The sequence below is a fragment of the Rossellomorea vietnamensis genome (assembly GCF_008180615.1).
GTDB lineage: Bacteria > Bacillota > Bacilli > Bacillales > Bacillaceae_B > Rossellomorea > Rossellomorea vietnamensis_D.
This window is the reverse complement of sequence record NZ_VTEH01000016.1, coordinates 50,567-70,525: the sequence shown is the minus strand read 5'-3', so window position 1 is coordinate 70,525 and position 19,959 is coordinate 50,567. Positions and strand designations below refer to the sequence as shown.

General features: G+C 44.0%; 22 protein-coding genes. 4 read left to right on the top strand and 18 right to left on the bottom strand.

Features of this window, described 5'->3' with window-relative positions; all coding sequences use genetic code 11:
• Positions 1–126: 126 nt before the first annotated feature.
• The 7 genes from FZC79_RS17770 to FZC79_RS17740 form a co-directional block, all read right to left on the bottom strand.
• A complete protein-coding gene (locus FZC79_RS17770) occupies positions 127–426 on the bottom strand; it encodes a hypothetical protein (protein ID WP_148948095.1) in 300 nt (99 codons plus the stop codon).
• Between the two features lie 60 nt (positions 427–486).
• A complete protein-coding gene (locus tag FZC79_RS17765) occupies positions 487–795 on the bottom strand; it encodes a hypothetical protein (RefSeq protein WP_148948094.1) in 309 nt (102 codons plus the stop codon).
• Positions 796–819: 24 nt separating this feature from the next.
• A complete protein-coding gene (locus FZC79_RS17760) occupies positions 820–1,650 on the bottom strand; it encodes an alpha/beta fold hydrolase (protein ID WP_286365381.1) in 831 nt (276 codons plus the stop codon).
• A gap of 140 nt (positions 1,651–1,790) precedes the next feature.
• Positions 1,791–1,997: a hypothetical protein gene (locus tag FZC79_RS17755; RefSeq protein WP_187442859.1), complete on the bottom strand. Its 207-nt coding sequence runs from the start codon at positions 1,995–1,997 to the stop codon at positions 1,791–1,793.
• Complete coding sequence (locus FZC79_RS17750) at positions 1,994–3,007, bottom strand: S66 family peptidase (RefSeq protein WP_148948091.1); 1,014 nt, start codon at positions 3,005–3,007, stop codon at positions 1,994–1,996. Before FZC79_RS17750 ends, FZC79_RS17755 begins: the two co-directional genes overlap by 4 nt.
• Positions 3,008–3,095: 88 nt before the next feature.
• Complete coding sequence (locus FZC79_RS17745) at positions 3,096–4,097, bottom strand: S66 family peptidase (protein ID WP_148948090.1); 1,002 nt, start codon at positions 4,095–4,097, stop codon at positions 3,096–3,098.
• A complete protein-coding gene (locus tag FZC79_RS17740) occupies positions 4,094–4,411 on the bottom strand; it encodes a YciI family protein (RefSeq protein ID WP_148948089.1) in 318 nt (105 codons plus the stop codon). The genes FZC79_RS17745 and FZC79_RS17740 overlap by 4 nt, the downstream gene beginning before the upstream one ends.
• 396 nt (positions 4,412–4,807) lie before the next feature.
• Between FZC79_RS17740 and FZC79_RS17735 the strand changes: the two genes are divergently transcribed.
• The 3 genes from FZC79_RS17735 (at position 4,808) to FZC79_RS17725 (ending at position 6,273) form a co-directional block, all read left to right on the top strand.
• Positions 4,808–5,179: a cyclic-phosphate processing receiver domain-containing protein gene (locus FZC79_RS17735; protein ID WP_148948088.1), complete on the top strand. Its 372-nt coding sequence runs from the start codon at positions 4,808–4,810 to the stop codon at positions 5,177–5,179.
• A 321-nt stretch (positions 5,180–5,500) separates the two neighbouring features.
• The gene (locus FZC79_RS17730; protein ID WP_148948087.1) at positions 5,501–5,845 is read left to right on the top strand and encodes a hypothetical protein; all 345 of its coding nucleotides are present in this window, start codon (positions 5,501–5,503) and stop codon (positions 5,843–5,845) included.
• Positions 5,846–5,976: 131 nt separating this feature from the next.
• On the top strand, positions 5,977–6,273 hold the full coding sequence (locus FZC79_RS17725; RefSeq protein WP_148948086.1) for a hypothetical protein: 297 nt from the start codon (positions 5,977–5,979) through the stop codon (positions 6,271–6,273).
• A 40-nt stretch (positions 6,274–6,313) separates the two neighbouring features.
• Here FZC79_RS17725 and FZC79_RS17720 read toward each other — a convergent pair whose 3' ends face one another.
• From FZC79_RS17720 to FZC79_RS17700, 5 genes are all read right to left on the bottom strand, one after another.
• Positions 6,314–8,305 carry a TRAP transporter permease gene (locus tag FZC79_RS17720; RefSeq protein ID WP_148948085.1) on the bottom strand — a complete coding sequence of 664 codons (1,992 nt, stop codon included), beginning with the start codon at positions 8,303–8,305 and terminating at the stop codon, positions 6,314–6,316.
• The gene (locus tag FZC79_RS17715; protein ID WP_252183381.1) at positions 8,298–8,816 is read right to left on the bottom strand and encodes a DUF1850 domain-containing protein; all 519 of its coding nucleotides are present in this window, start codon (positions 8,814–8,816) and stop codon (positions 8,298–8,300) included. The genes FZC79_RS17720 and FZC79_RS17715 overlap by 8 nt, the downstream gene beginning before the upstream one ends.
• Positions 8,817–9,105: 289 nt before the next feature.
• Complete coding sequence (locus FZC79_RS17710) at positions 9,106–10,089, bottom strand: TAXI family TRAP transporter solute-binding subunit (protein ID WP_148948084.1); 984 nt, start codon at positions 10,087–10,089, stop codon at positions 9,106–9,108.
• A 359-nt stretch (positions 10,090–10,448) separates the two neighbouring features.
• Positions 10,449–12,077: a mechanosensitive ion channel gene (locus FZC79_RS17705; RefSeq protein WP_252183380.1), complete on the bottom strand. Its 1,629-nt coding sequence runs from the start codon at positions 12,075–12,077 to the stop codon at positions 10,449–10,451.
• 872 nt (positions 12,078–12,949) lie between these two features.
• Entirely contained in the window at positions 12,950–13,873 is a 924-nt protein-coding gene (locus tag FZC79_RS17700; protein WP_148948082.1) for a diacylglycerol kinase, read from the bottom strand.
• A 271-nt stretch (positions 13,874–14,144) separates the two neighbouring features.
• Here FZC79_RS17700 and FZC79_RS17695 point away from each other — a divergent pair, with 271 nt between their 5' ends.
• Positions 14,145–14,600, top strand: coding sequence for a DUF2269 family protein (locus FZC79_RS17695; RefSeq protein WP_148948081.1), 456 nt, complete (start codon positions 14,145–14,147; stop codon positions 14,598–14,600).
• Positions 14,601–14,824: 224 nt separating this feature from the next.
• On the opposite strand, the gene FZC79_RS17690 is transcribed toward FZC79_RS17695, so the two are convergent.
• The 6 genes from FZC79_RS17690 to FZC79_RS17665 form a co-directional block, all read right to left on the bottom strand.
• Positions 14,825–15,763 (bottom strand): LiaF transmembrane domain-containing protein, encoded by a 939-nt coding sequence (locus tag FZC79_RS17690; protein WP_148948080.1) that lies wholly within the window; start codon positions 15,761–15,763, stop codon positions 14,825–14,827.
• The gene (locus FZC79_RS17685; protein WP_148948079.1) at positions 15,760–16,839 is read right to left on the bottom strand and encodes a hypothetical protein; all 1,080 of its coding nucleotides are present in this window, start codon (positions 16,837–16,839) and stop codon (positions 15,760–15,762) included. The genes FZC79_RS17690 and FZC79_RS17685 overlap by 4 nt, the downstream gene beginning before the upstream one ends.
• The gene (locus FZC79_RS17680; protein ID WP_148948078.1) at positions 16,836–17,291 is read right to left on the bottom strand and encodes a hypothetical protein; all 456 of its coding nucleotides are present in this window, start codon (positions 17,289–17,291) and stop codon (positions 16,836–16,838) included. The genes FZC79_RS17685 and FZC79_RS17680 overlap by 4 nt, the downstream gene beginning before the upstream one ends.
• The gene (locus tag FZC79_RS17675; RefSeq protein ID WP_148948077.1) at positions 17,288–17,842 is read right to left on the bottom strand and encodes an RNA polymerase sigma factor; all 555 of its coding nucleotides are present in this window, start codon (positions 17,840–17,842) and stop codon (positions 17,288–17,290) included. Before FZC79_RS17675 ends, FZC79_RS17680 begins: the two co-directional genes overlap by 4 nt.
• A 551-nt stretch (positions 17,843–18,393) precedes the next feature.
• On the bottom strand, positions 18,394–19,194 hold the full coding sequence (locus tag FZC79_RS17670) for an arylamine N-acetyltransferase (protein ID WP_148948076.1): 801 nt from the start codon (positions 19,192–19,194) through the stop codon (positions 18,394–18,396).
• 333 nt (positions 19,195–19,527) lie between these two features.
• Positions 19,528–19,896, bottom strand: a complete 369-nt coding sequence (locus FZC79_RS17665; RefSeq protein ID WP_148948075.1) for a helix-turn-helix domain-containing protein — start codon at positions 19,894–19,896, stop codon at positions 19,528–19,530.
• Positions 19,897–19,959: the final 63 nt, after the last annotated feature.

The following is a 19,959-nucleotide window of genomic DNA, read 5'->3' as shown; positions in this document are numbered from 1 at the left end:
TCACCAATGTTATCATAAAATTAAGAAAAGTTAATTTTGCCCAGGTATCTCTGCTTCGATTACATGTAAAACTCACTGCTTTTAATATAAATAGGCCCAGTCCATTAAGAACCAAGCCTTGTACTGCTACTGTTCATAATTTTTGGGGTTATGGAAGAAGTCAACGTAGTTGTATCTTCCTATCAGGTCAAAGGTTTCCTCATCCTCATTGAACTCAAGCGCGAAAACCTCTCCACGCATGCCAGAGTTTATATTGGTGTCAACAACGGCAATTCTATTTTCCCCCAGTTGTACGACAGCTTCCCCATTCGACACATCCAGCGACGCCGGCATGTTAGATTGAAAGGATGGAACTGGTTTAAAGGCTATTATTATTAAACATATCAAAATACCTGTCATAATGATTTTACTTGACTTATCCGCCATCATCTTCCTCACCTTTTCACTTTCAACAGAGTTGGCAGCCTCAGGTACAGCCAAATTCTATTAAAATATTCTTTCAATAAAATTTTCTTCCGTGATTTCCTCTTTCCCGCTGACTAGAAGAGCTTGCAACTCTTCAAAAAGTTCTTGTATCTCTTCCTCTTCATTAATGAGACCAATACTTCTCTGATACTCCGCTTCGCTTTTATATTTCGTGATCTCCATCCATTTCGATTTATCGCCGCTGCTTTGAAAATAAAATGTTTCAGCGTCCACATAGCGGCTGTAGATTTCTGAGGCTCTTTCTTGGATTTTGAGATATTCGTCTTCTTTTTCAGGTTGGATGTGATATTGATATACTTTTACGAACATTTTATCCCTCCATGTATTGAAGGTTTATTTACTTGGATTTCCATAGGAAATCATTCTATGTATACACTCAACTAAGAGATCCGGCCGGTCAAGATAGACAGAATGTCCGGAGTTATCCGCAAAAATCACTTCACTCTTTGGAGACAGGCTGCCTTGATTACTAATAAGCTCTCTCCATTTTTCCTCAAATCTTCTTAATTCCTCTAAGGGTATCCCGGAATCCATCTCTGCGTTTATGGTAAACTCTGAATCCCTGCCAATGACCATTAACGGAACATCTGGAAATCCCCCTAACTCCTTTATCACCTCGGCATCATTTTTCCATTGCTGGATTTCAGAAGCCATCGCTTTATAAAGGGTCGGGGTAATTTGAAAGTCTAGTAACCTCTCTTGAACAACCTTCGGGAATTGAAGGTGAGGTTCAGACAGGACAGGCTTGATGATTTCCCGTAATTCTTCCTTGTCTTTATCTGCAAAATCCAAGCACTTTTCAATCCAGGCTTCATCGGACTCTTCATTCATGACCGGGGTATCCAGCTCATCCAATTCCTTTAGATTTACGGATGTCGAGTCCACTAATATCACACCCGCTAACCGCTCTGGATACACTTTGGCAAAATGCTGGGCACACAGTCCTCCATAAGAATGGCCCACTAAATAAATCGGTTCTTCAATTTGAAAATATGTGAGAAGTTCATTTAAGTCCCGAACCGCCGATTCCGTACTGTACACCCCTTCACCAATATCACTCTGTCCCAGTCCCTGTCTGTGAAAAGTCAGGAATCTATTCGCCGGCCGCAGGGTTTCTATAATGTCATGCCACTCTTCAAAAGAGCAGCCCATCCCTGTGAGTATTACGACGAGGGGACCGTCGCCCCCTTCGTACCGTACTTCAAGGTAAGTGTTGTTAATGAGTATTCGCTGGTTGATCGTTTGTCACCTCTTTTTGCTCATGTACCTTGGTTAGTTTCTAGTAGTAGGATTCACAGGTCACTTTAAAAATCCTGGTTTCTTTTCAAAAAATCAATGATGTAAAAAAGTTGTGTGATGATAAAGGAAGCAAGCAGTACCAGCAGGAGGGCCAGGCTGGTGAGCACCTCATTATCGCCTGATAGGCCTGAGGTGAACATTGCCAAAACAAAGAATAGGGCTGCGTTCATCATTAAAATCAGCCCAAATATAGCTGCATAGCGCCCCATCATACCAGCCGCTGCTCAACCGTTCCTTTTCCATCCGCCGCTTCTATCACAGCGTAAGCGCCATTGATGAAGGTAACCTGCGGAGGCATGTGGCCGCAATCGATATCATACACAACCGGGACCCCCAGTTCAGCTGCCATTTCCTTATAGACATCTTCAACCGTGTAGTTGCCGACAGGATGATTGGCAGGACTGCGGCCGAACAGGATACCCGAGCAGTTGTCAAACCAGCCTGCATACTTCATTTGAACCAGTGACCGGCGCAATTCGGTCGCTTTCATCTCACAGTTTTCCAAGTACCATAGCACAGGCTCTCCCTCGAGATGTTTTTCGCAGAAGGCCTTCACATCACCAAATTCTGTTCCGACAAGGTGCCGCAAAATATCGATGCATCCTCCAAGCAGGCGACCTTCGACTTTTACCGGGGTTTCCCCAACTGTTTTCCATTGTGTATCTTCGGTTAGATGAAAAACACACGGAGATGGATTTTCATGGGTCCACTCTTTCTGGTATTGAGGGGATGAATGCTGGATAACGGTGTCACCGGGTTCAGTGGATAAGACTTCCTGCCACTTGGCGGTCGTGTCGTCCCAATACTCTCCCCTCAAATCAACAAAATTGGTTCCATGAGCTGTGGCAATCCCCTTTTTCAGTGTGATGGCCAGCAACAGCGCGCTGGTATCGGAGTACCCCAGAAGCCATTTATTTTTCACGGAAGAAAAGTCGATATCCTGCAGGGCTTCGATCAGGAGTTCACCGCCCCATGGGGGTATGATGATATCAATTTTGTCGTTTCTCATCATTACATTGAACTCTTCTGCCCTGTTCCGTGCGGGAGCAGACTTCGCTTTATCCTGTGTCCATGCCGTTTCCCCCGTCACTACGCGGAATCCCCGAGAACTCATCCGGTCAATAGCCAGCCTGAACATATCATGAAGCTCGGCCGGCACTCCGGAAGATGGAGCCGTCACGCCAATCACTGCGTCTTTTTTTAAAGTTGGATAACTTATCATGTTTATCAGTCCTCACATTTTTATCATAATGAATTGTAATTCGAGAAGGAACGGCCAATTCCCTTTAAAAAAACCAAGCCTTACCGGGCTATTTCACGCCGCTTTCAAGGAACGTAATGCGGCCGGCTCCTGCGTCCATTTCTGATTCGATACCGATCGGGAAGACTTGAGAAGGAAAGGTGTGCCCGATATCTACATTCGTCAAGATCGGCATCTCCCGGCCGTCCATGACTTCCAGCAGCAGGTCTTCAAAAGTGAACGGAGCTTTGCAGTCATCAAAATGTTCATGCTTGCCTACAATCAATCCTTCTATGACATCAAAAACCCCTGCTAATTTCAGCATACTCAAGGACCTTTCCTGAACGGCCATGTCCTTGAATGAATCTTCTATGAAAAGAATTGCGCCTGTTAATTCCGGGAAATAGTCAGAAGCTATGATTCCCGACAATGTATTAAGATTTCCTCCGATCAGTTTGCCTCTTGCTGTCCCTTCCCTCAAGGACTTCCAGCCAGTATTGGAAATCATTTTTTTCTCCCTTGTCTGAGTCCTCCAATCCAGCATTTCCTCTGTCCATTCTGCTGGGATGTCGAGGGTATAAGGAACCTTCTCAGGGTTCATCACGGCCTGCTCAAAATATTCTCTGCCTTTCGGAAGCATCTCCGGAAATTCACCGAAGGAAGGTACAATCGCCGGTCCATAAAAGGTTGTCATTCCTGTTTTGGCATAAATCCCCAATAGAAGCGCAGTCACATCGCTGTAGCCCATAATAATTTTCGGCTGTGCCTTCAGTGTTTGATAGTCAAGGTATGGAAGCAGTGAATTGGAATTGGTGCCGCCGATTGTGCTTATGATGGCTTTCACTTTCTCATCCCGGATGAATTCATTTATTTCCTCTGCCCTCTCCTTAATGGGGGCTGACCGGTAGCCTTGTGAAGTTTTTGAACACTTTCCTTCAAGGACGTTGAATCCCATATTTCTTAATTGAATGAGTCCTCTTTGATATCGTTCAGTAAACAGGACCGGAGCTGGTGAAGATGGCGTGATGATTCCTATCGTATCTCCCTTTTTTAATCGTTCCGGCTTCATCATGGCCTCTGACCCTGCATCAATGCGACTTGAAAAGGAAATAACTCGGCCGTCATGATTCCTTCTTTGACAGCAGGATCCTGAATCATGATCGACTCCGCCTCATCATCTGTCTCAGCCTGAAAGATTACGATTCCGAACGTGGATGGATTCAGTCCTTTGGTTTTTCCTGCAAAAATAAGTGTTTTATCATCGAGCAGTTTGGTCAGGTACTGGAAATGGCGTGCGACTGTATCATTTTCTTTCTCGGTCCAGTTTTTCTCTGTTGTCCATCTATCAACCAATTTCAGCTTATATATAAATTGTTGTGTTTCCATTAAAACTTCTCCTTCGTTCGGTATTTCAGGGTTTTAAAGGGGCACCTGGAGCGTTTAAGAGATGCATCCAGATGGTTTGAAATTCGCGTGCAGATTTTGACGAAAACATTGCCCTTGCTCTTTAGGTTATCATATTTCGCTAAAATATTGTCAGACTTTTTAAACTACAACTATATCTTTCAAGGCTGTTCAAGATTCCTGTAATCTCTGTGAAAAAAGTCCCGCAAACTGCACATTATCATTTGACAATAATCTTTACAAAATTGTATTATAAAATATTTTGTGTTTTTCCGGACATATACTAGAATCTATGTTACGATAAAGATAGTTAAATTTTATCTAGGGTCCTTTCGACTTCTCTGAGTCATCCCTATTTATGGGAAGGAGCACGAAGAAATGGAGAAAATCAATGTTTTCCTAGATGACATTCGCAAGGCCCCTGATGGGTTTGTACTAACTGAGACTATTGACGAATGTTTGAATCTATTGAAAAACTATCACATCGAACATCTGTCATTGGATCACGATCTTCTTAACAAAACAAGAAATGGCACTATGCTGGTTGAGATGATGGTTCACGAAAAACTTTTCGCTAACCGCATCACCATTCATTCCGCCAACTCAGTTCGCGGAAAAGGAATGTATAAATCACTTAAACAAGCGCAGCATGACTTAATTATGCCTTCCACGATTATTGTATCTTTACGCCCTCTGCCACTATACTTCTACCCGCCAGGATTTTTGGAGCACTATCAGCAAACGAGCTGAACTTATCTTTCAAACAAACAACAAATCCCTGAATCTCATACATTATTGAATATAGATATACGATTTTTGTAATATTTAGGAAATAGAAAATCACTACCAAGGGCAGCCTTCAATGGCTGCCCTTTTGCATGCCGTTTTTGCTTTAACACTTTAAAGCATTGCCAGGGACAGTCCCTCTTCGCGCGTTAATGCGTTAATGCATTAAGAGGGACTGTCCCTTTTAGTGAGGTAAAGCATGTAGGAATGGAAGATTTCACCACGTTTAGAAAGCGCTCTTTAGTGTTATATAGCACTTAGATTAACTAATAGGAGGGGTACGTGTTGGAAGATAGTTCTCTGGTTGACTTCATTTTGATCAGCTGCGTTGTTCTTGGTGTTCTTATGACTTTAAAATCACGCCGCTTTTGGCTCCCCTATATACATATCATCGTGACAATCTGGGTATTGGCCGGCGGATTCGGCTACTCTATTTTATTTAACAATGAATCGACGATCGGTTATTTATTCGTTTTCGTGATAGGCCAGATCTTTTGGACATTCCTTTTTGTCTTCATCGCTCAAGTGCTGTCCTGGATGGTCCGTTCACTGCCGCTCCGCCATAAACAGGAGATCGGCTGGATGTTTCTGCTGGGATTCCCCATTGCGTTTTCAGTTACTATTCTATAAACAATTTATGAAAGCTATCAACCTGATTAGAGTTGATAGCTTTTTTATTGCAAAATTCCCAGTTGATTTTCCCATAAACATGAAACCTTTTACTCTGCCATCCGTATTTTTTATAAAGGAGGCGGAGTTCAATGGAGGCGTTAATCAGCATAGGAATTATTATTGTGGTTTTGGCAGGAGGCCTCTTTCTCTTTAACAAGCTGATGGGATATAAAAAAGGAAATATTACAATCGATCTTGATGAGCGTTATATTGACTACAATGAATATATTCAAGCCATACAGCAGGATTTGAAGAGTAAGGGACGGAATGTTACGTATGAAGGAGATGGACGATTTATAATCGATGGAAAGAAATATATCTTCTTAGAGAGAAACGTCAGTATGGGCGGCGTGCCGTTACAGAGGACGATTTTAAAACCGGAATGAAAAATGACCTCCCGCATTGGGAGGTCATTTTCTTATAAGATCAAGCTGTAGCCGGCTTGCTGTCTTCTCCACCCTTGCCTTTGATGATGAATTGCAGGGCAAGCATGATGACAAACAAGATTAATCCGAAGATATCCGTCATGCCTTCAGGATAAATCAGCATAAGTCCGGCTGCCAAACATAGTACGCGTTCGATAGCCGTCACTTTGCGGTACCAGAAGCCGATCATCGCCGCTCCGATGGCCATCATACCAGTGATGGCTGTAAAGACGACCCAGATCAGATAAGGAATCGTGGTATCGATCATCAAGAGCTCTGGTGACAGAACAAACATGTACGGAATGATAAAGGCGGCAATCGCCAGTTTGGCCGAATTGAATCCGGTCCGTATGGGTTCTCCTCCAGAGACACCCGCGGCGGCAAAGGCCGCAAGAGCAACCGGCGGCGTAATGTCCGCGATGATTCCGAAATAGAATACGAATAGGTGAGCCGATAGCTCTGGTGCACCAAGCAAGATAATAGCAGGTGCTGCAATAGTGGACGTGATGACATAGTTGGCCGTTGTAGGTGAGCCCATTCCCAGGATGATGGAAGCCACCATCGTGAAGAACAATGTTAATAACAGCTTTGCTTGAGCAGAATTCGTCATGTCTCCAGCAAGGTCAACAAGGCCGTTTGCCATTGTCAGACCAAGGCCTGTCTTCGTCACTACACCTACAATGATACCAGCCGCAGCTGTTGCAGCAGCTACTGACAGAGCTGTTCTGGCACCGTCAACCAGGGCATCCACCGCATCCTTGAAATTGATGCGTGTGTCCTTCCTGATGGCACTGATGGCGATTGTGGCAACAATGGACCATAGTGCTGCACGCATGACGCTCATCCCGGAGAACAATAGGACAATAACCACCAAGATCGGCAGCAAGAGATAGATTTTCTTAAAAACTTCTTTTCTGTCCGGCATTTCCTCATCAGTCAAGCCTCTCAGACCGATTCGTTTTGCCTCAAAGTGCGTCATGATCCATATACCAGTGAAGTATAGGAGAGCAGGAATGGCAGCTGCTTTCGCAATTTCCCAATAAGATACCCCGCCAATGAATTCAACCATAAGGAAAGCCGCAGCTCCCATAATAGGAGGCATCAGCTGTCCGCCTGTGGATGCGGCTGCCTCTACTCCCCCTGCGAATTCTTTACGATAACCAAGCTTTTTCATCATCGGGATTGTGAATGAACCCGATGTTACCACGTTCGCAACGGAACTTCCGCTGATCGTTCCTTGCAAAGCACTGGAGAAAATAGCCACTTTGGCTGGTCCTCCCGTTCTTTTTCCGGCAATGGAAACGGCCAGATCGTTAAAGTATTGACCGACGCCGGTCTTGACCAAAAAGGCACCGAACAACAGGAACAGGAAGATGAAGGTCGCGGATACATACAGTGGTGTACCCAGGATTCCTTCACTTGTAAAAAACATTGTCTTAACAATTGCATCGATATCATACCCTCGGTGAGCTAGGAATCCCGGCATGGATCTTCCATAGTACATATACAGCAGGAAGGCTCCGGCAATGATGGTAATCGGCAATCCTACCGCACGGCGTGTAGCCTCAAGCACAAGAAGGACCGCTATGATTCCGACCGTGAAATCAAGGGTGGTCATGATCCCGATTCTGCTTACGATTTCCTCCTGCATGATCGGCCAGTAGCTCCCCACGACAATCGACAACAGAGCAAGAATGATATCATACCAGGCGACTTTATCCTTGCGTGACCTCTTTTTGCTTGCTGGGAATAATAAGAAGATTAACGATAATGCGAAACCTAAGTGAATGGATAGAAGTAGTTGTCTGGGAATGAATTGAAAAATTGAGGCCGTCAGCTGAAATAGAGAGAATGCCAGCAATCCATAGAATACAATCCATTTGACTATTCCTGATGTGAATTTCCGTGTCGAGGATTCAGGATCATATTTTTCTAACAATTCTTGCTGCTGCTCAGCTGTCAGTGACTCGAAGTTTTTTGAGTTTTTATCCATCTAGGATCACTCCTTTCCAAAGTTGAAAAAATGATTGTTCTTGAACACTCATGCGGATGAGTGCCCCTTTTTCAAAGTAGTCAGCCAATCTGTACACTTTCTCATTGTATATGAATCTGTGATTTGCCGCTACTTGTCCAATAGAAATATCAATATGCGGAAAAGTCCGGTTCATATTGCTGATCTTGTACTTTCCGTCTTCTGTCCTTTCAAAAACCTCTTCCCCTTCTGCACCGCCTGGCATTCCAATCGCTGTATCTTCGTACACCAGGGTTATCTGGACAATATTGGACTCATCATCTGTCTTATATGTTTCCATTACATCCGACAGGTGGATGGAATGAGTATAGAGGATTGAAAACTCCCTCTCCTCACTGGACGGCATTGGAACCAGAACGTCCTTGCTTTCTTGTTTAAGGGACTCCAGGACAATACAGGTTTTAAAAGGAACGAAAATCAGAAGGAGCAAAGCACATACAGACACTGCCGCTGCAGCTATTCTCCATTTCATGCATTAACACTCTTTTCATACTAAAAGGATGTTCATCGAGCTTCTTTTTACAAGGCTGTATTCGCATATATTGTTGCTTTTGTATATCCCCGGATAGTAAGAGTTTTCCCTTTAATCTGGGATAGCAGCTCTTTCCTTTTCATGTTAACTTGGTTATCCCGGTGAATTAAAGTTGTTTTTCTTCTGGAATTATTATCAAATAGCAACAAAGGTTACGAAAAGAACCTTTTACAACAAAAGAATAGACCGATCAGATCGGCCTATTCCATCTTGCCTGAAGAAAGTTTATTTAGTCTTGAGAAATACCTTTTTCTTCAAAGTATTTTGCAGCTCCAGGATGAAGATCAATCCCCATTCCTTCAAGTGCATTTTCCGCGCTGATCAGCTCACCTTTTGCATGGCTGATTCTGTCTGTGTTTTCGAAAATGGCTTTTGTCACTTCGTAGATAACATCCTCTGAGATCTCAGAGCTTGTGACAAGCATTGCACGAACAGCTACTGTCTCAATGTCGCTGTCCAGCTTGCTGTAAGTACCGCCGCTGATTGTATCTTTCGCATAGTAAGGATACTTCTCAATCAGCTCATCTGCTTTATCCGCAGATACCGGAATGATATTTACGTCTTGAGTCGCTGCAAGTCCTTCTACAGCTCCAGTTGGTGTACCGGAAGTGATGAATGCTGCATCGATCGTCCCATCCTGGATACCAGTAGTGGAATCATCGAAAGAAAGGTTACGGGCACTTAAATCATCAAGAGTCAGCCCGTGAACTTCAAGAATCTGTGTAGCATTCAGCAATGTACCAGATCCCGCTTCTCCGACAGATACTACTTTGCCTTCTAGATCTTCAACAGATTCGATGCCAGATCCCGTTGTTGTAACAATCTGGATTGTTTCAGGATACAGGGTACCGATACCGCGTGCATTTTCAACTTTATTATCAGAGAACATTTCTGTTCCTTCTGTTGCATAAGACGCGATGTCTGTCTGCGTGAAGGCAACCTCGATATCTCCAGATTTGATGCTTGCCATATTTTCAGCAGATGCTCCAGATGTAGACGCAGTGGAGTCATAATCTGTCTCATCGCCAATGATGTCCGCAAATGTACCGCCAAGTGGATAGTATGTACCACCAGTACCGCCTGTTGCAATTCCAATGAAGTCTACTTCTCCGCCTTCATCAGAACCCCCGCCGCTTCCTCCGCCACATGCAGCCAAAATCATTGCCGCAGCCAGGAGAAGAACAGCACTGAAGGATAATTTTCTCTTTTTCATGTCATTCACCCCTATAATTTTTTTAATAACACAGATAGTTTAACATAAATTGTAATAATATTGTTAATTATTTAACTTTTCGGATATTAATTAGTATTGGTTTTTATGCAGTCTTCCTGAATAATACTCATGGATTACAACCCCTGCCATCCTGTATTATTCCCGCAATTAACCTCTTTAGGCGTATGTACTTTTTAAAAAATGAATATTATTACATTGAATGCAAACTGCATGCTATGTATCTCTATATTAACAAACCCTCATTGTTTTTAAAAATGTTAACCTCCAAATCGTGATACAGCCCCTCATCTCCTTAATAATAAAAGGCCCAGGAATGAACCCGGACCTTATTATTTGAATTATCCTCTTGGGAATCCATCATCTGGACGGTTCGGCTGATTATCTATCGTGCCGTCTTCGTTCATGGAAGAAGTCCAGTCATCCTTAGAATTTCCCTCTGCTTTTCTTTTCGCCTTTTCTTTATCGACTGAAATGTCGGAAAGGTTGTTCTCCATCTTGCTGAGGTAGTTCGATGCAAACTCTCTTCCTCCAAGCCCGAAAGCAAGACCAAATGCTAATGCAAGTCCGCCAAGCACCAGGATAAAGGCAGAGTTGACAATGGATTGTGCAATGCCCAGCTGATCGAGCGCCATGAAGAACGCCATAATGATGATTGCATATTTGGCAATTGTCGCGAGTACCGTTTTGCTGCTGCCATTCAAGATGCTGACCAATACTTTCTTGGCAATATTTCCAAGATAAAGGCCGACAGCCAAGATGACGATTGCAGCAATGACGCTTGGAATGTAGGCGAATACACCTGTCGCAAGCGTAACAAGGAAGTCAAGCTCTACTATTTGAAGTGCTTCCACAATGAACAGCAGGGCAATAACAAAATGTACGACATATCCCAAGATCTTAGTGATGGTAAGGGAGTTTGCTGATTCCCCAGGCTTCCAGCTTCCTAATTTCATATTGCTCATCAGAGAGTTGATGTTCAATTTATTCAGGAAGTCTGTCGTCCATCTGCCAGCCAAACGGCCAGCCCATAGACCAACCAGGATCAAGGCAATTGCTACAGCAATGTTCGGCAGCATGGTCAGAACATCATTGAGCATCTCGATTGCCGGGCCGGAAACCCCTTCGATATCCAGCTTTTCAAGTGCTGCAATGACAGTTGGAATCAGAATCAGAATGAAAACAATATTACCGATAATGGAAGAAAGGGATGTTCCGCTAAGCGTCTTGGATAATCCAAGGCGTTCCCCTAACCTTTCAAGACCGATTGAATGCAGGAAGTTCGTCACAATCGTACGAACCAGCTTGGCCACGAAATATCCGACTAGGACAATCAATGCGGCTGCAAGCAGTTTTGGAATGAATGCCAGCATGCTGTTCAGCATTTCTGTAAATGGTTCAGAAACTCCTGTAATATCCAATGCTGAAAGAACTGCAGGCAGGAATAATAACAGAACCAGGTAGAACAATACCTTGGCGGCTTTATCAATTCCTGAATGAGCATCCTTTTCAGTGTCTGCCATATTCCACTTCACAAGCAGATGATCAAAATGCGTGGCTTTACCCAGCTTGCGAACTCCCATGCTGACCAGCATAGCCAATGCGTAGGCTACCAGCAGGATCAGGGCCGCTTTCAGGATATTGTCAATCGCACCGAAAATGGAATTCATCAGGTTCACTAATGGTTCAGCGATCAAATTTAAATTCAAGATGTTAAGAACAATAATGAATACGATCAGAAGCAGAATCCAATAGACAATTTTGCTGATGATCTTTTCTGAAGAATATTTCTTGTTAGGGATGTGAGAGAACAGCTTGTCATCCATGCCGGTCTTGTTCAGCAGTTTATACACTGCCTTCTCAACACCTTTGGCAACAAGCCACCCGATAAGAAGAACAACTAATGCAAGAAGAAAGTCGGGAATCTTCCCTAAAAATCCCTCAAAGTTATACATGTTCATATTATTCATTCCTTCAACTCCTTTGACTTTTTCTAATCCTCCTATTCCCAATAGGTTTACAGCGTAAACTACAGAGTGTATTAGTTTTATTAAATAAGTGTATAGGTCTTTGAAGGTGATTTTTGGGGTTTCGGCAAGGAGATAGAGATTTACTGGGTTTTTCCAGCTGTTTTCAGGTGTGTACTATTTTGTAGGAGTTTTTGTTTTATGGCAGGCCTTTTTAAAAAGTGAAACCAGCGAGGATGTTAAATGGACACTTCTTCACTTTTAAGTGCGGCAACTTTCGCTGATGGGGCTGCTTCGGCGATGAGCCTTGGAATAACGCGGAGATATGTATGATGTTGGCGATGCTTCGGTCGGGAGCCGCAGATTTCCAGCAAGATATGTACGACGTTGACGCCGCTTCGGTCGGGAGCAGCGTATTTCCGTGGAGATATGTACGATGTTGGCACTGCTTCGGTCGAGAGCCTCGCATTTCCATGGAGATATGTACGATGTTGAGGATGCTTCGGTCGGGAGCGGTGGATTTCCATTGAGATATGTATGATGTTGAGACTGCTTCGGTCGGGAGCCGCATATTTCCGTGGAGATATGTACGATTTTGAGGATACTTCGGTCGGAAGCCGCAGATTTCCAGCAAGATATGTACGACGTTGACGCCGCTTCGGTCGGGAGCCGCAGATTTCCAGCAAGATATGTACGATGTTGGCACTGCTTCGGTCGGGAGCAGCGTATTTCCGTGGAGATATGTACGATGCTGGCACTGCTTCGGTCGGGAGCAGCGTATTTCCAGCAAGATATGTATGATATTGGCGCTACCACAGACAGATTTATAATTTCCTAACAAAAAAACCCCTAAAAAGGGGCCTTCATTCTAATATTCAGTTTGTGTCAGCACGATCCTGTTCACGGATTTTATCAATCGGAACAAACACTTCAAGGTGGCGATAGAGATTTTCGAACTCTACCGGCAGCAGTCCGCCGAATTCTCCGTCGATATTGAGCTGGACTTTGTCTTTGGAGTGTACTTTAATTCTGTTTGCTTTTGTATAGATAACGTTCGGATCTTTAACATGGTCACCTCTGACAGCCAGACTCGCAATCCGGATGAATTCAGCCAGGTTCGTTTTCTTTAAAATCAGCAAAGAGAACATTCCGTCGTTGATGGACGCATCAGGAGCAAGTTTTTCAAAGCCTCCGACCGAATTGGTGAGTCCGATCAGGAATAACATCGCTTCGCCTTCAAACAACTTTCCATCATATTCAATCGTCAAGTCGGTTGCTTTAATGGAAGGAAGCATCTCTACTCCTTTAAGATAGTACGCCAGCTGGCCCAATACCGTTTTCAGTTTGCTTGGCACTTCGTATGTCAGTTCGGTCAGGCGCCCTCCACCGGCAATGTTGATGAAATAGCGATTGCTGTTCATTCGGCCGATATCCACGGGAATGGTGTCGCCTTTGATGATGACATCCACCGCAGCCCCGATATCCCTTGGGATGTTCAAGGCACGTGCAAAATCATTGGTTGTCCCCATTGGAACAATCCCTAATCGCGGACGATAATCCTGTTCAGCCAGACCATTGACCACTTCATTCAAAGTTCCGTCGCCGCCGGCTGCCACCACTAAGTCATACTTGCGTTCAACAGCTGTACGGGCAGCTTCGGTTGCATCCCCTTCACAGATGGTTGCATGGCAGGACGCTTCGTAGCCTGCCTGTTCTAATTTAATTAATACTTCAGGCAGATGCTTTTTGAAAAGCTCGCGTCCTGAAGTCGGATTATAAATGATTCTTGCTCTTTTCATTCCCCATCATCCTATCTTGATATTTCAAAAGCCTGCGACAGCTTTACAAACCCCGATTTGGTACCTTTATTACTACCCCGGAGGACATGTTACAAACCCATCCTCTATCATTTATCTATCTTGCCTCAACATATTAACTCATCTACCGAAAATATCATACCTCTTTTTTACAAAAAAAGCTATTAGTGAAGAATACCCTTCTTTTGTAACATACCCGCTTCTGCTTATGAATAAAATGTCATATGCCAATAGTTCCCAAGGAGGTTTTTTAATGAAATTTCTAGTTTTACTGCATGTCCTTTCCGCGTTTATTGGAGTAGGGCCGACTTTCTTTGCACATGTTTTAGCAAGGAAAAAGCAAACAGCCGATCAGTTAAGGCATACACTGGTGCTTGGCGCCCACTTGGAAAAGTTCCCGAAAATCGGCGGGACTCTTGCCGTCATCACAGGTCTTATTCTCTTCTTTGCTGGTGAATACGGGGCATTCACTCAAGTCTGGATACTCGGTTCCTTGATTCTTTACGTCCTTATTCAAATTATTGTCATCGGTTTCGTAACTCCTAACAGCAGCCATTTAAGAAAGTGGCTCGACGCTCCAGAAAATAAAGATGTAACCGGGGAACTGCCCGAGGAGGCACAGAATTACCTCAATAATATGAATGGCTACTTCTATCTCGCCTCCACCCTGGGAGTACTACTGTTCATCTTTATGATACTGAAACCGTAGGCGCTTTGCCGCATTAAAGCACTGCCAGGGACAGTCCCTCTTTGCGCTTTAACGCATTAAAGTGATTGTCGAATAGAGACACTTCCCGGTATTTATCTTGCTTATTTCCGGGGAAATTTGTCTATCGCTGGCGCATATCGATAGGGTTTTATTAACATTTTTATGTCACCATAGAATTTTCATAAAGAAAACACCAGGGTGGCATTCCCCGGTGTTTTCTAGCGTTAATTACCCAGCCTGACTGCCAGGCTGTAGCTGTCGCTTATGAGCAGCTCGTAAGTCCCTTTCCCTGTGGTATACGTGCCGCTCTCTGTGTCCTCTTCGTAAATGACTTCATCTTGAAACTCTTCCGCTTCATTTTTGTTCTCTTCCATTTCCCACTTCTCATCATCTCTAATGTCCGTAACCTTATCCGCCAATAGGTTAATATCACTGTCTTGGGATAACAAAATATTCACCTGGGAACTCTTCGTCACAGACCAGTTGCTGAGCAAATGGCGCGGTTTCATTGTAATGGACGTATCCTGCCCTGAAACCTGAAGTCCAACCTTAGTCGGCACAACCAAGGTGGCATCCATCTGGCTGTACCTCTCAAATGGGCCGGATTCTGATGGAAGCCCCATCAGGGAAATATACAGACTGTCGCCTTTCTTTTCATACTGAAGGTAATCCTCTGGAGAGTTCAGTTTGCCTTTGCCGTCATATGTAGTAGAACGGTAAGTGCCAAAAACGCTGACTTCGTCTCCGGTCCCGCCCTCTATCGTCAAATCATGGGGACCAGTGTCCACTATTACGCGTTTGATTTCATCAGTGAGAGGGTGATTGAAGACTGGAATCTCCAGTGTCTTTTCTTCAGCTGACACCCAGCTTTGCACCGCCCCCATCACACCGGAGGCCTGAAGAAGGCTGAGGCTGATTCCGGCAGCACTGATAATCACAGCAAACAAAATGCTTACTACATCATATTTCACTTTGGGATTCTCTTGATTGGCAAAAAATAAATAGAACAATATTTCTCCGCCAAGGACAATCAGGATGAAGGGCCACCACCCTGTCATTACGTAAGCCTTATTCCATTCCAAAATCTGTGTGAGAAGCAGCATGATTCCTAAGAAAACCAACGCAGCCCCCATAGAAATTGATCCTACCCGCCAAACTCTCATTGTATTGTCTCCCCCTTCTTCTTGCTTCCTGCCAGCAGCTTGATGCCCCCTCCTATTAATACAAGGCAGACAATGGCCGTCTGTATATACCGCTCAAACCAGAAGTACGCATCCACTTTCATATATTCATAAATGAACGGCTGAAGCACAGGCAGAGCAACATTGGTAAGCAAATAATAAATTCCCAGGGTGACCAGGCCGATCCCAACCCATTTCTGATGATTCACTAGATAGGAAATCACCGGAATATCTTCAATCGGTTCTTTTCCATATCGCGATGCCTTTTGCAGCCCATCGAAAAAGCTGTAAAACCAGATAATCGGCACTAGGAAAAGAAAGATACCCAGGCGCATCACATCCATAATATAGATAGAAAACAGGAAGGCGGCCATTAACTGAATGCCTCTGCGTTGATAGCCAAGATACAGATGCCCTGCTCCAGGAAAAATCGAAAGCATGGTCGCCAGCGATTTAGATTTTTTTCCCTCTTCCCTTCGATTCTCGAATTCTTCCAGGATTGACTGGTCGACAAGCTCTTCCCCACGCTGTTTCTTTGCGAGCTGCTGCATGCTGTCAAAAAAGCTGTACACCCATAGAACAGGCAGGAAAGCGAGGAACACTAAGAATTCCCCGCGAGATGAAAGGACAGTGACGAAAATGACCATCACGGCCAAGCCAAGAAAGGCAGCCAGCAGCGTCACTCCTCTGTTCATCAGGCCAAGCTGAAAGTGGCCGAGCCCGGGCACAAGCGATAATATAATCGTGAAGAAGCGTTCGGATTCAGGTGTGCTCTCTTCTTTTTCACCATCACCTGCTGCCGTGGTCGTCTTATATAGCTTGGACGCTGTTATCGCGGTATCGATCAAGTTCACTATATATAGAAGAAATCCTCCTATAAAAAACACAAATTCTATTCCCGACACTGACCAGTAAGAAAAGGCCAGATAGATGGTCACCACCGCGGCACCAAAAACACTTGCAGTATAAAACATTCCTCTCAGCAGCTTTCCAAGATATATCAAGCCGCCTCCCGGGAAAAATGCTAACAAAAATGCAATAAGCGGATTTTTTTTCATTCGTTTCTCTCCTTCCTCGTTTCGTTTTCAACATTATTTATAAAATCGGTCGTCTTATTCATCAGTTCAGTGGTTACAGACGGGCCGGAGTTGCGTTGGAACTCCTCTGCAAATCCGATCATCTGCTGAAATACCCCAGTAGTCATCAGTAAAATGGTCATTGCCGCCGCCACTATATAATGGAAGGCTGCCCTCTGGTAAAACTTCTCCTCTTTTCCTGCACCAGGGGTTTCCTTCTGTTTTCCGGCCAAAACATCTGCCATAACTTGGTCGGTAAAACGCAATGCATCCGGGAGGGCAGGCAAGGAGGTTTCGTTGAACTGGAGTGCCGCCAGGTAGATTTCCATGCAATGATCACAAGAATATAAGTGCTCTTCGTATTGCTCCCGGACCGGTTCGCCCAGTCCATCTTCAACATATTTCAACCAATCTTCATAAGGTATGTGTTTCATTGGAAATCTTCCTCCTTCCAGTGCTTTCTCATCCAGAGTCTCGCCCGATAGAGTTTGGTTTCAATCGTCTTCACTTCTACTTCCTGTTCCTCTGCAATCTTTTTATAGGACTTCTCCTTTATGTAATAATCATGAATCACTCTGCGGTAATTCTCCGGCATTTCTCCGATCCGCCGCCTGACCAGCAGCCGCAGCTGTTTTTCCTCGAACTTGGCTTCCACTGAATCCAGCCTTTCCAGCAGGATATCTTCTTTAGGCGGTTGAACGGCGCTCCCGGTTATTTCTTCATTCCGGCGGGCTGCCTTTCGTTTGCAATCAATCGCATGGTTCACCGCAATCCTTGTAATCCATGTTTTGAACCCTTGATTCTCGTACCGGGAGAGAGAAGTATAGATTTTCACGAATACTTCCTGGGAAGCATCTTCCGCATCTTTTTGATTCCGGAGGACTGCATAGACCGTTCGGAAGACCTGGTCTTTATATCTTTCAATAAGGAGCCGGAATGCATGGTGGCTTCCGTTCCTCACTTTTTCAATCAGCTCTTCCTCCAATACTCTCTCCCCCCTTTCCGACTGCTCTATACTAATAGACGAACGAACTCCCTGTTTCCCCTTCACTTTTTTAAAAAAGTTTTTCAAAAAATAATTAAGTTATAAAAAAATCTTATATAAAGTGTTTTCGTGATTTTACCTAGTTGATATATGTTCTTTTGGAAATCAATTTCTATACTTTCATTGAATATCATGACTACCGTGCAAAAATAAATTACCGCTACAAAAAAAGGCTTTGTATCCACGCGGGGAGATTCTCCAACTGTCTTTTCCTTTAACTGCACTCTTTATAAAGATGATTTCTAATTGCTTGTAATTTTCATAAAAAACTTTTTAAACAGCGTTGATTGCAGTGGAAGGTGAACGATCTCCTGCGGGAGTAGCGGGCAGGTGAGACCCCGCAGAGGCGAAGCTGAGGAGGCTCACCGCTCGCCCCGCGAAGTCGTACACCTGGAGCGGAAATCAACTACTCTTAAAGTAGCTGCAATATTCACAAGAGTCATTATTTACCATTAAAAAAAGCTGCCAAAAGGGAAATTCCTTCAGACAGCTTATGAGAAAATTTTTATATTTCGTTTTTCAAGGAAATCAATGCTTTCCTGAATCGACTCTTTATCAAAATGGTAGATATCATAGACTGTGTTCACCCATTTGTCGATGTCGCGCATTTGATACTCTCTTATGTTCCGGTATGTCATGGCCTTCAGTGTCCCGTTGCGAAGGAAGTAGCAGGTGTTGCCGTGAAAACGGACCGCGGTAATTCTCCGCATCACCACATTTTCCTCGTTATCATGGTAAGAGGCTTCTATGTCTGAAGCAAGATCCTTTTCACTGAGGGGCTGCCAGATAATTTCTTTTTTGACAAACCATTTCCCATTGGATTTGCGGTCAATTTCATACAGCGCCTGATCTTTCTGGGTAAAAGTAATCTCTTCGCCAAAGCCGTGAAGTACATGCTTTCTGCGCGACTCCAGTTCAACTGGTTTCATGATTGGAGACCCATAGCCCACGTCTACATAGAGCTTCCTGCCTTCTATAACTGCCATGAGTCCTAAGTGTCCCGGCTTCACCCTGACAAAATGGATGTCAAAGCCAATTTCTTTGAGCAGCCTGCCAAAGTTGATATTCAGTGTATAACAGGTGCCTCCCCAGCCCCGGTTTATCAAGTTATGTACAAACTGATGCAGGGTCGGGACATATTCATCGTAGTGATTGAAATAATGGAACTTACTGAATGTCTCGTATGGTACACGGATCAAGTGGTGCTGGATGAGCCGCTGCAAGTAATTGATGCTTGGCCGTTCAAGCGTCAGATTTAAATACGAAAGATACTGTTTTTTGATTTCTTCCACATTATCACTCTCTCATTTTCCTCATGGATTGCCATAAGGGGGTTACACGCTCTTGTTTCCCTTCTAAGAAGAGGTTCAATCCTTTGCTTCCCTATCCTTGTATTTTCCCTGCTATTTTACCACTTATTTTTCCAAGATTCATTGTCTTTGCATTAGAATTCGGGATGATTGGGGCGAATCCCTCTATTTTCGGAAGAATCAGTTATATCGGGATGTTAGGAGAATTGTTTCCTGAGAGGCCTCACCTCAATCAGCCCAGTCAGGCAAATGTTCTCAAGAGAATAAACACAAAGAAAAAAACGGCCTGCATAGCAGCCGCTTCAATATATAATGTTATTGATTCATACGCTCGAAGTTTGTCTCTAAAGTCTTTTTCATGTCTGAGGTTAAGCCGTCTTTCATTTGCAGGCGTTCCCCGCGGAAATAGTCCACCACTTCTTCGTCAAACTCAATTTCTATTAAATCCCGGAGGTCCCATATTCTAAGGGCCGCCATGATGGAAATCAGGTGAGCGACGGTTAACGATTTCTTTTTAAAGTTTACCAGTTCATTGATTGTCGCGACACGAAGACCAGTAAGACGGTGAAGGTCACCCTGTGTCATTCCGCGTTCTTTAAGGATTTTTCCCAGCTTGATATTGACTTTATGAGGAAACTTATCGAGGGTTTCAATAACAATGGCATTTGTCTTTTGATGAATCATGCTGTTACCCCCTAACAGTATTCTCTATAAGAATACCGTGATTTCCGTAATTCGTGAAGAGGG

Coding starts and splice junctions, on each gene's coding strand:
- FZC79_RS17755 (WP_187442859.1), bottom strand. CDS start 1,997: ATGATGGGGCGCTATGCAGCTATATTTGGGCTGATTTTAATGATGAAC.
- FZC79_RS17740 (WP_148948089.1), bottom strand. CDS start 4,411: ATGGAAACACAACAATTTATATATAAGCTGAAATTGGTTGATAGATGG.
- FZC79_RS17715 (WP_252183381.1), bottom strand. CDS start 8,816: ATGAAATGGAGAATAGCTGCAGCGGCAGTGTCTGTATGTGCTTTGCTC.
- FZC79_RS17700 (WP_148948082.1), bottom strand. CDS start 13,873: ATGAAAAGAGCAAGAATCATTTATAATCCGACTTCAGGACGCGAGCTT.
- FZC79_RS17725 (WP_148948086.1), top strand. CDS start 5,977: ATGGAGGCGTTAATCAGCATAGGAATTATTATTGTGGTTTTGGCAGGA.
- FZC79_RS17745 (WP_148948090.1), bottom strand. CDS start 4,097: ATGATGAAGCCGGAACGATTAAAAAAGGGAGATACGATAGGAATCATC.
- FZC79_RS17720 (WP_148948085.1), bottom strand. CDS start 8,305: ATGGATAAAAACTCAAAAAACTTCGAGTCACTGACAGCTGAGCAGCAG.
- FZC79_RS17735 (WP_148948088.1), top strand. CDS start 4,808: ATGGAGAAAATCAATGTTTTCCTAGATGACATTCGCAAGGCCCCTGAT.
- FZC79_RS17710 (WP_148948084.1), bottom strand. CDS start 10,089: ATGAAAAAGAGAAAATTATCCTTCAGTGCTGTTCTTCTCCTGGCTGCG.
- FZC79_RS17705 (WP_252183380.1), bottom strand. CDS start 12,077: ATGAATAATATGAACATGTATAACTTTGAGGGATTTTTAGGGAAGATT.
- FZC79_RS17685 (WP_148948079.1), bottom strand. CDS start 16,839: ATGAAAAAAAATCCGCTTATTGCATTTTTGTTAGCATTTTTCCCGGGA.
- FZC79_RS17690 (WP_148948080.1), bottom strand. CDS start 15,763: ATGAGAGTTTGGCGGGTAGGATCAATTTCTATGGGGGCTGCGTTGGTT.
- FZC79_RS17680 (WP_148948078.1), bottom strand. CDS start 17,291: ATGAAACACATACCTTATGAAGATTGGTTGAAATATGTTGAAGATGGA.
- FZC79_RS17750 (WP_148948091.1), bottom strand. CDS start 3,007: ATGATAAGTTATCCAACTTTAAAAAAAGACGCAGTGATTGGCGTGACG.
- FZC79_RS17765 (WP_148948094.1), bottom strand. CDS start 795: ATGTTCGTAAAAGTATATCAATATCACATCCAACCTGAAAAAGAAGAC.
- FZC79_RS17695 (WP_148948081.1), top strand. CDS start 14,145: ATGAAATTTCTAGTTTTACTGCATGTCCTTTCCGCGTTTATTGGAGTA.
- FZC79_RS17665 (WP_148948075.1), bottom strand. CDS start 19,896: ATGATTCATCAAAAGACAAATGCCATTGTTATTGAAACCCTCGATAAG.
- FZC79_RS17770 (WP_148948095.1), bottom strand. CDS start 426: ATGGCGGATAAGTCAAGTAAAATCATTATGACAGGTATTTTGATATGT.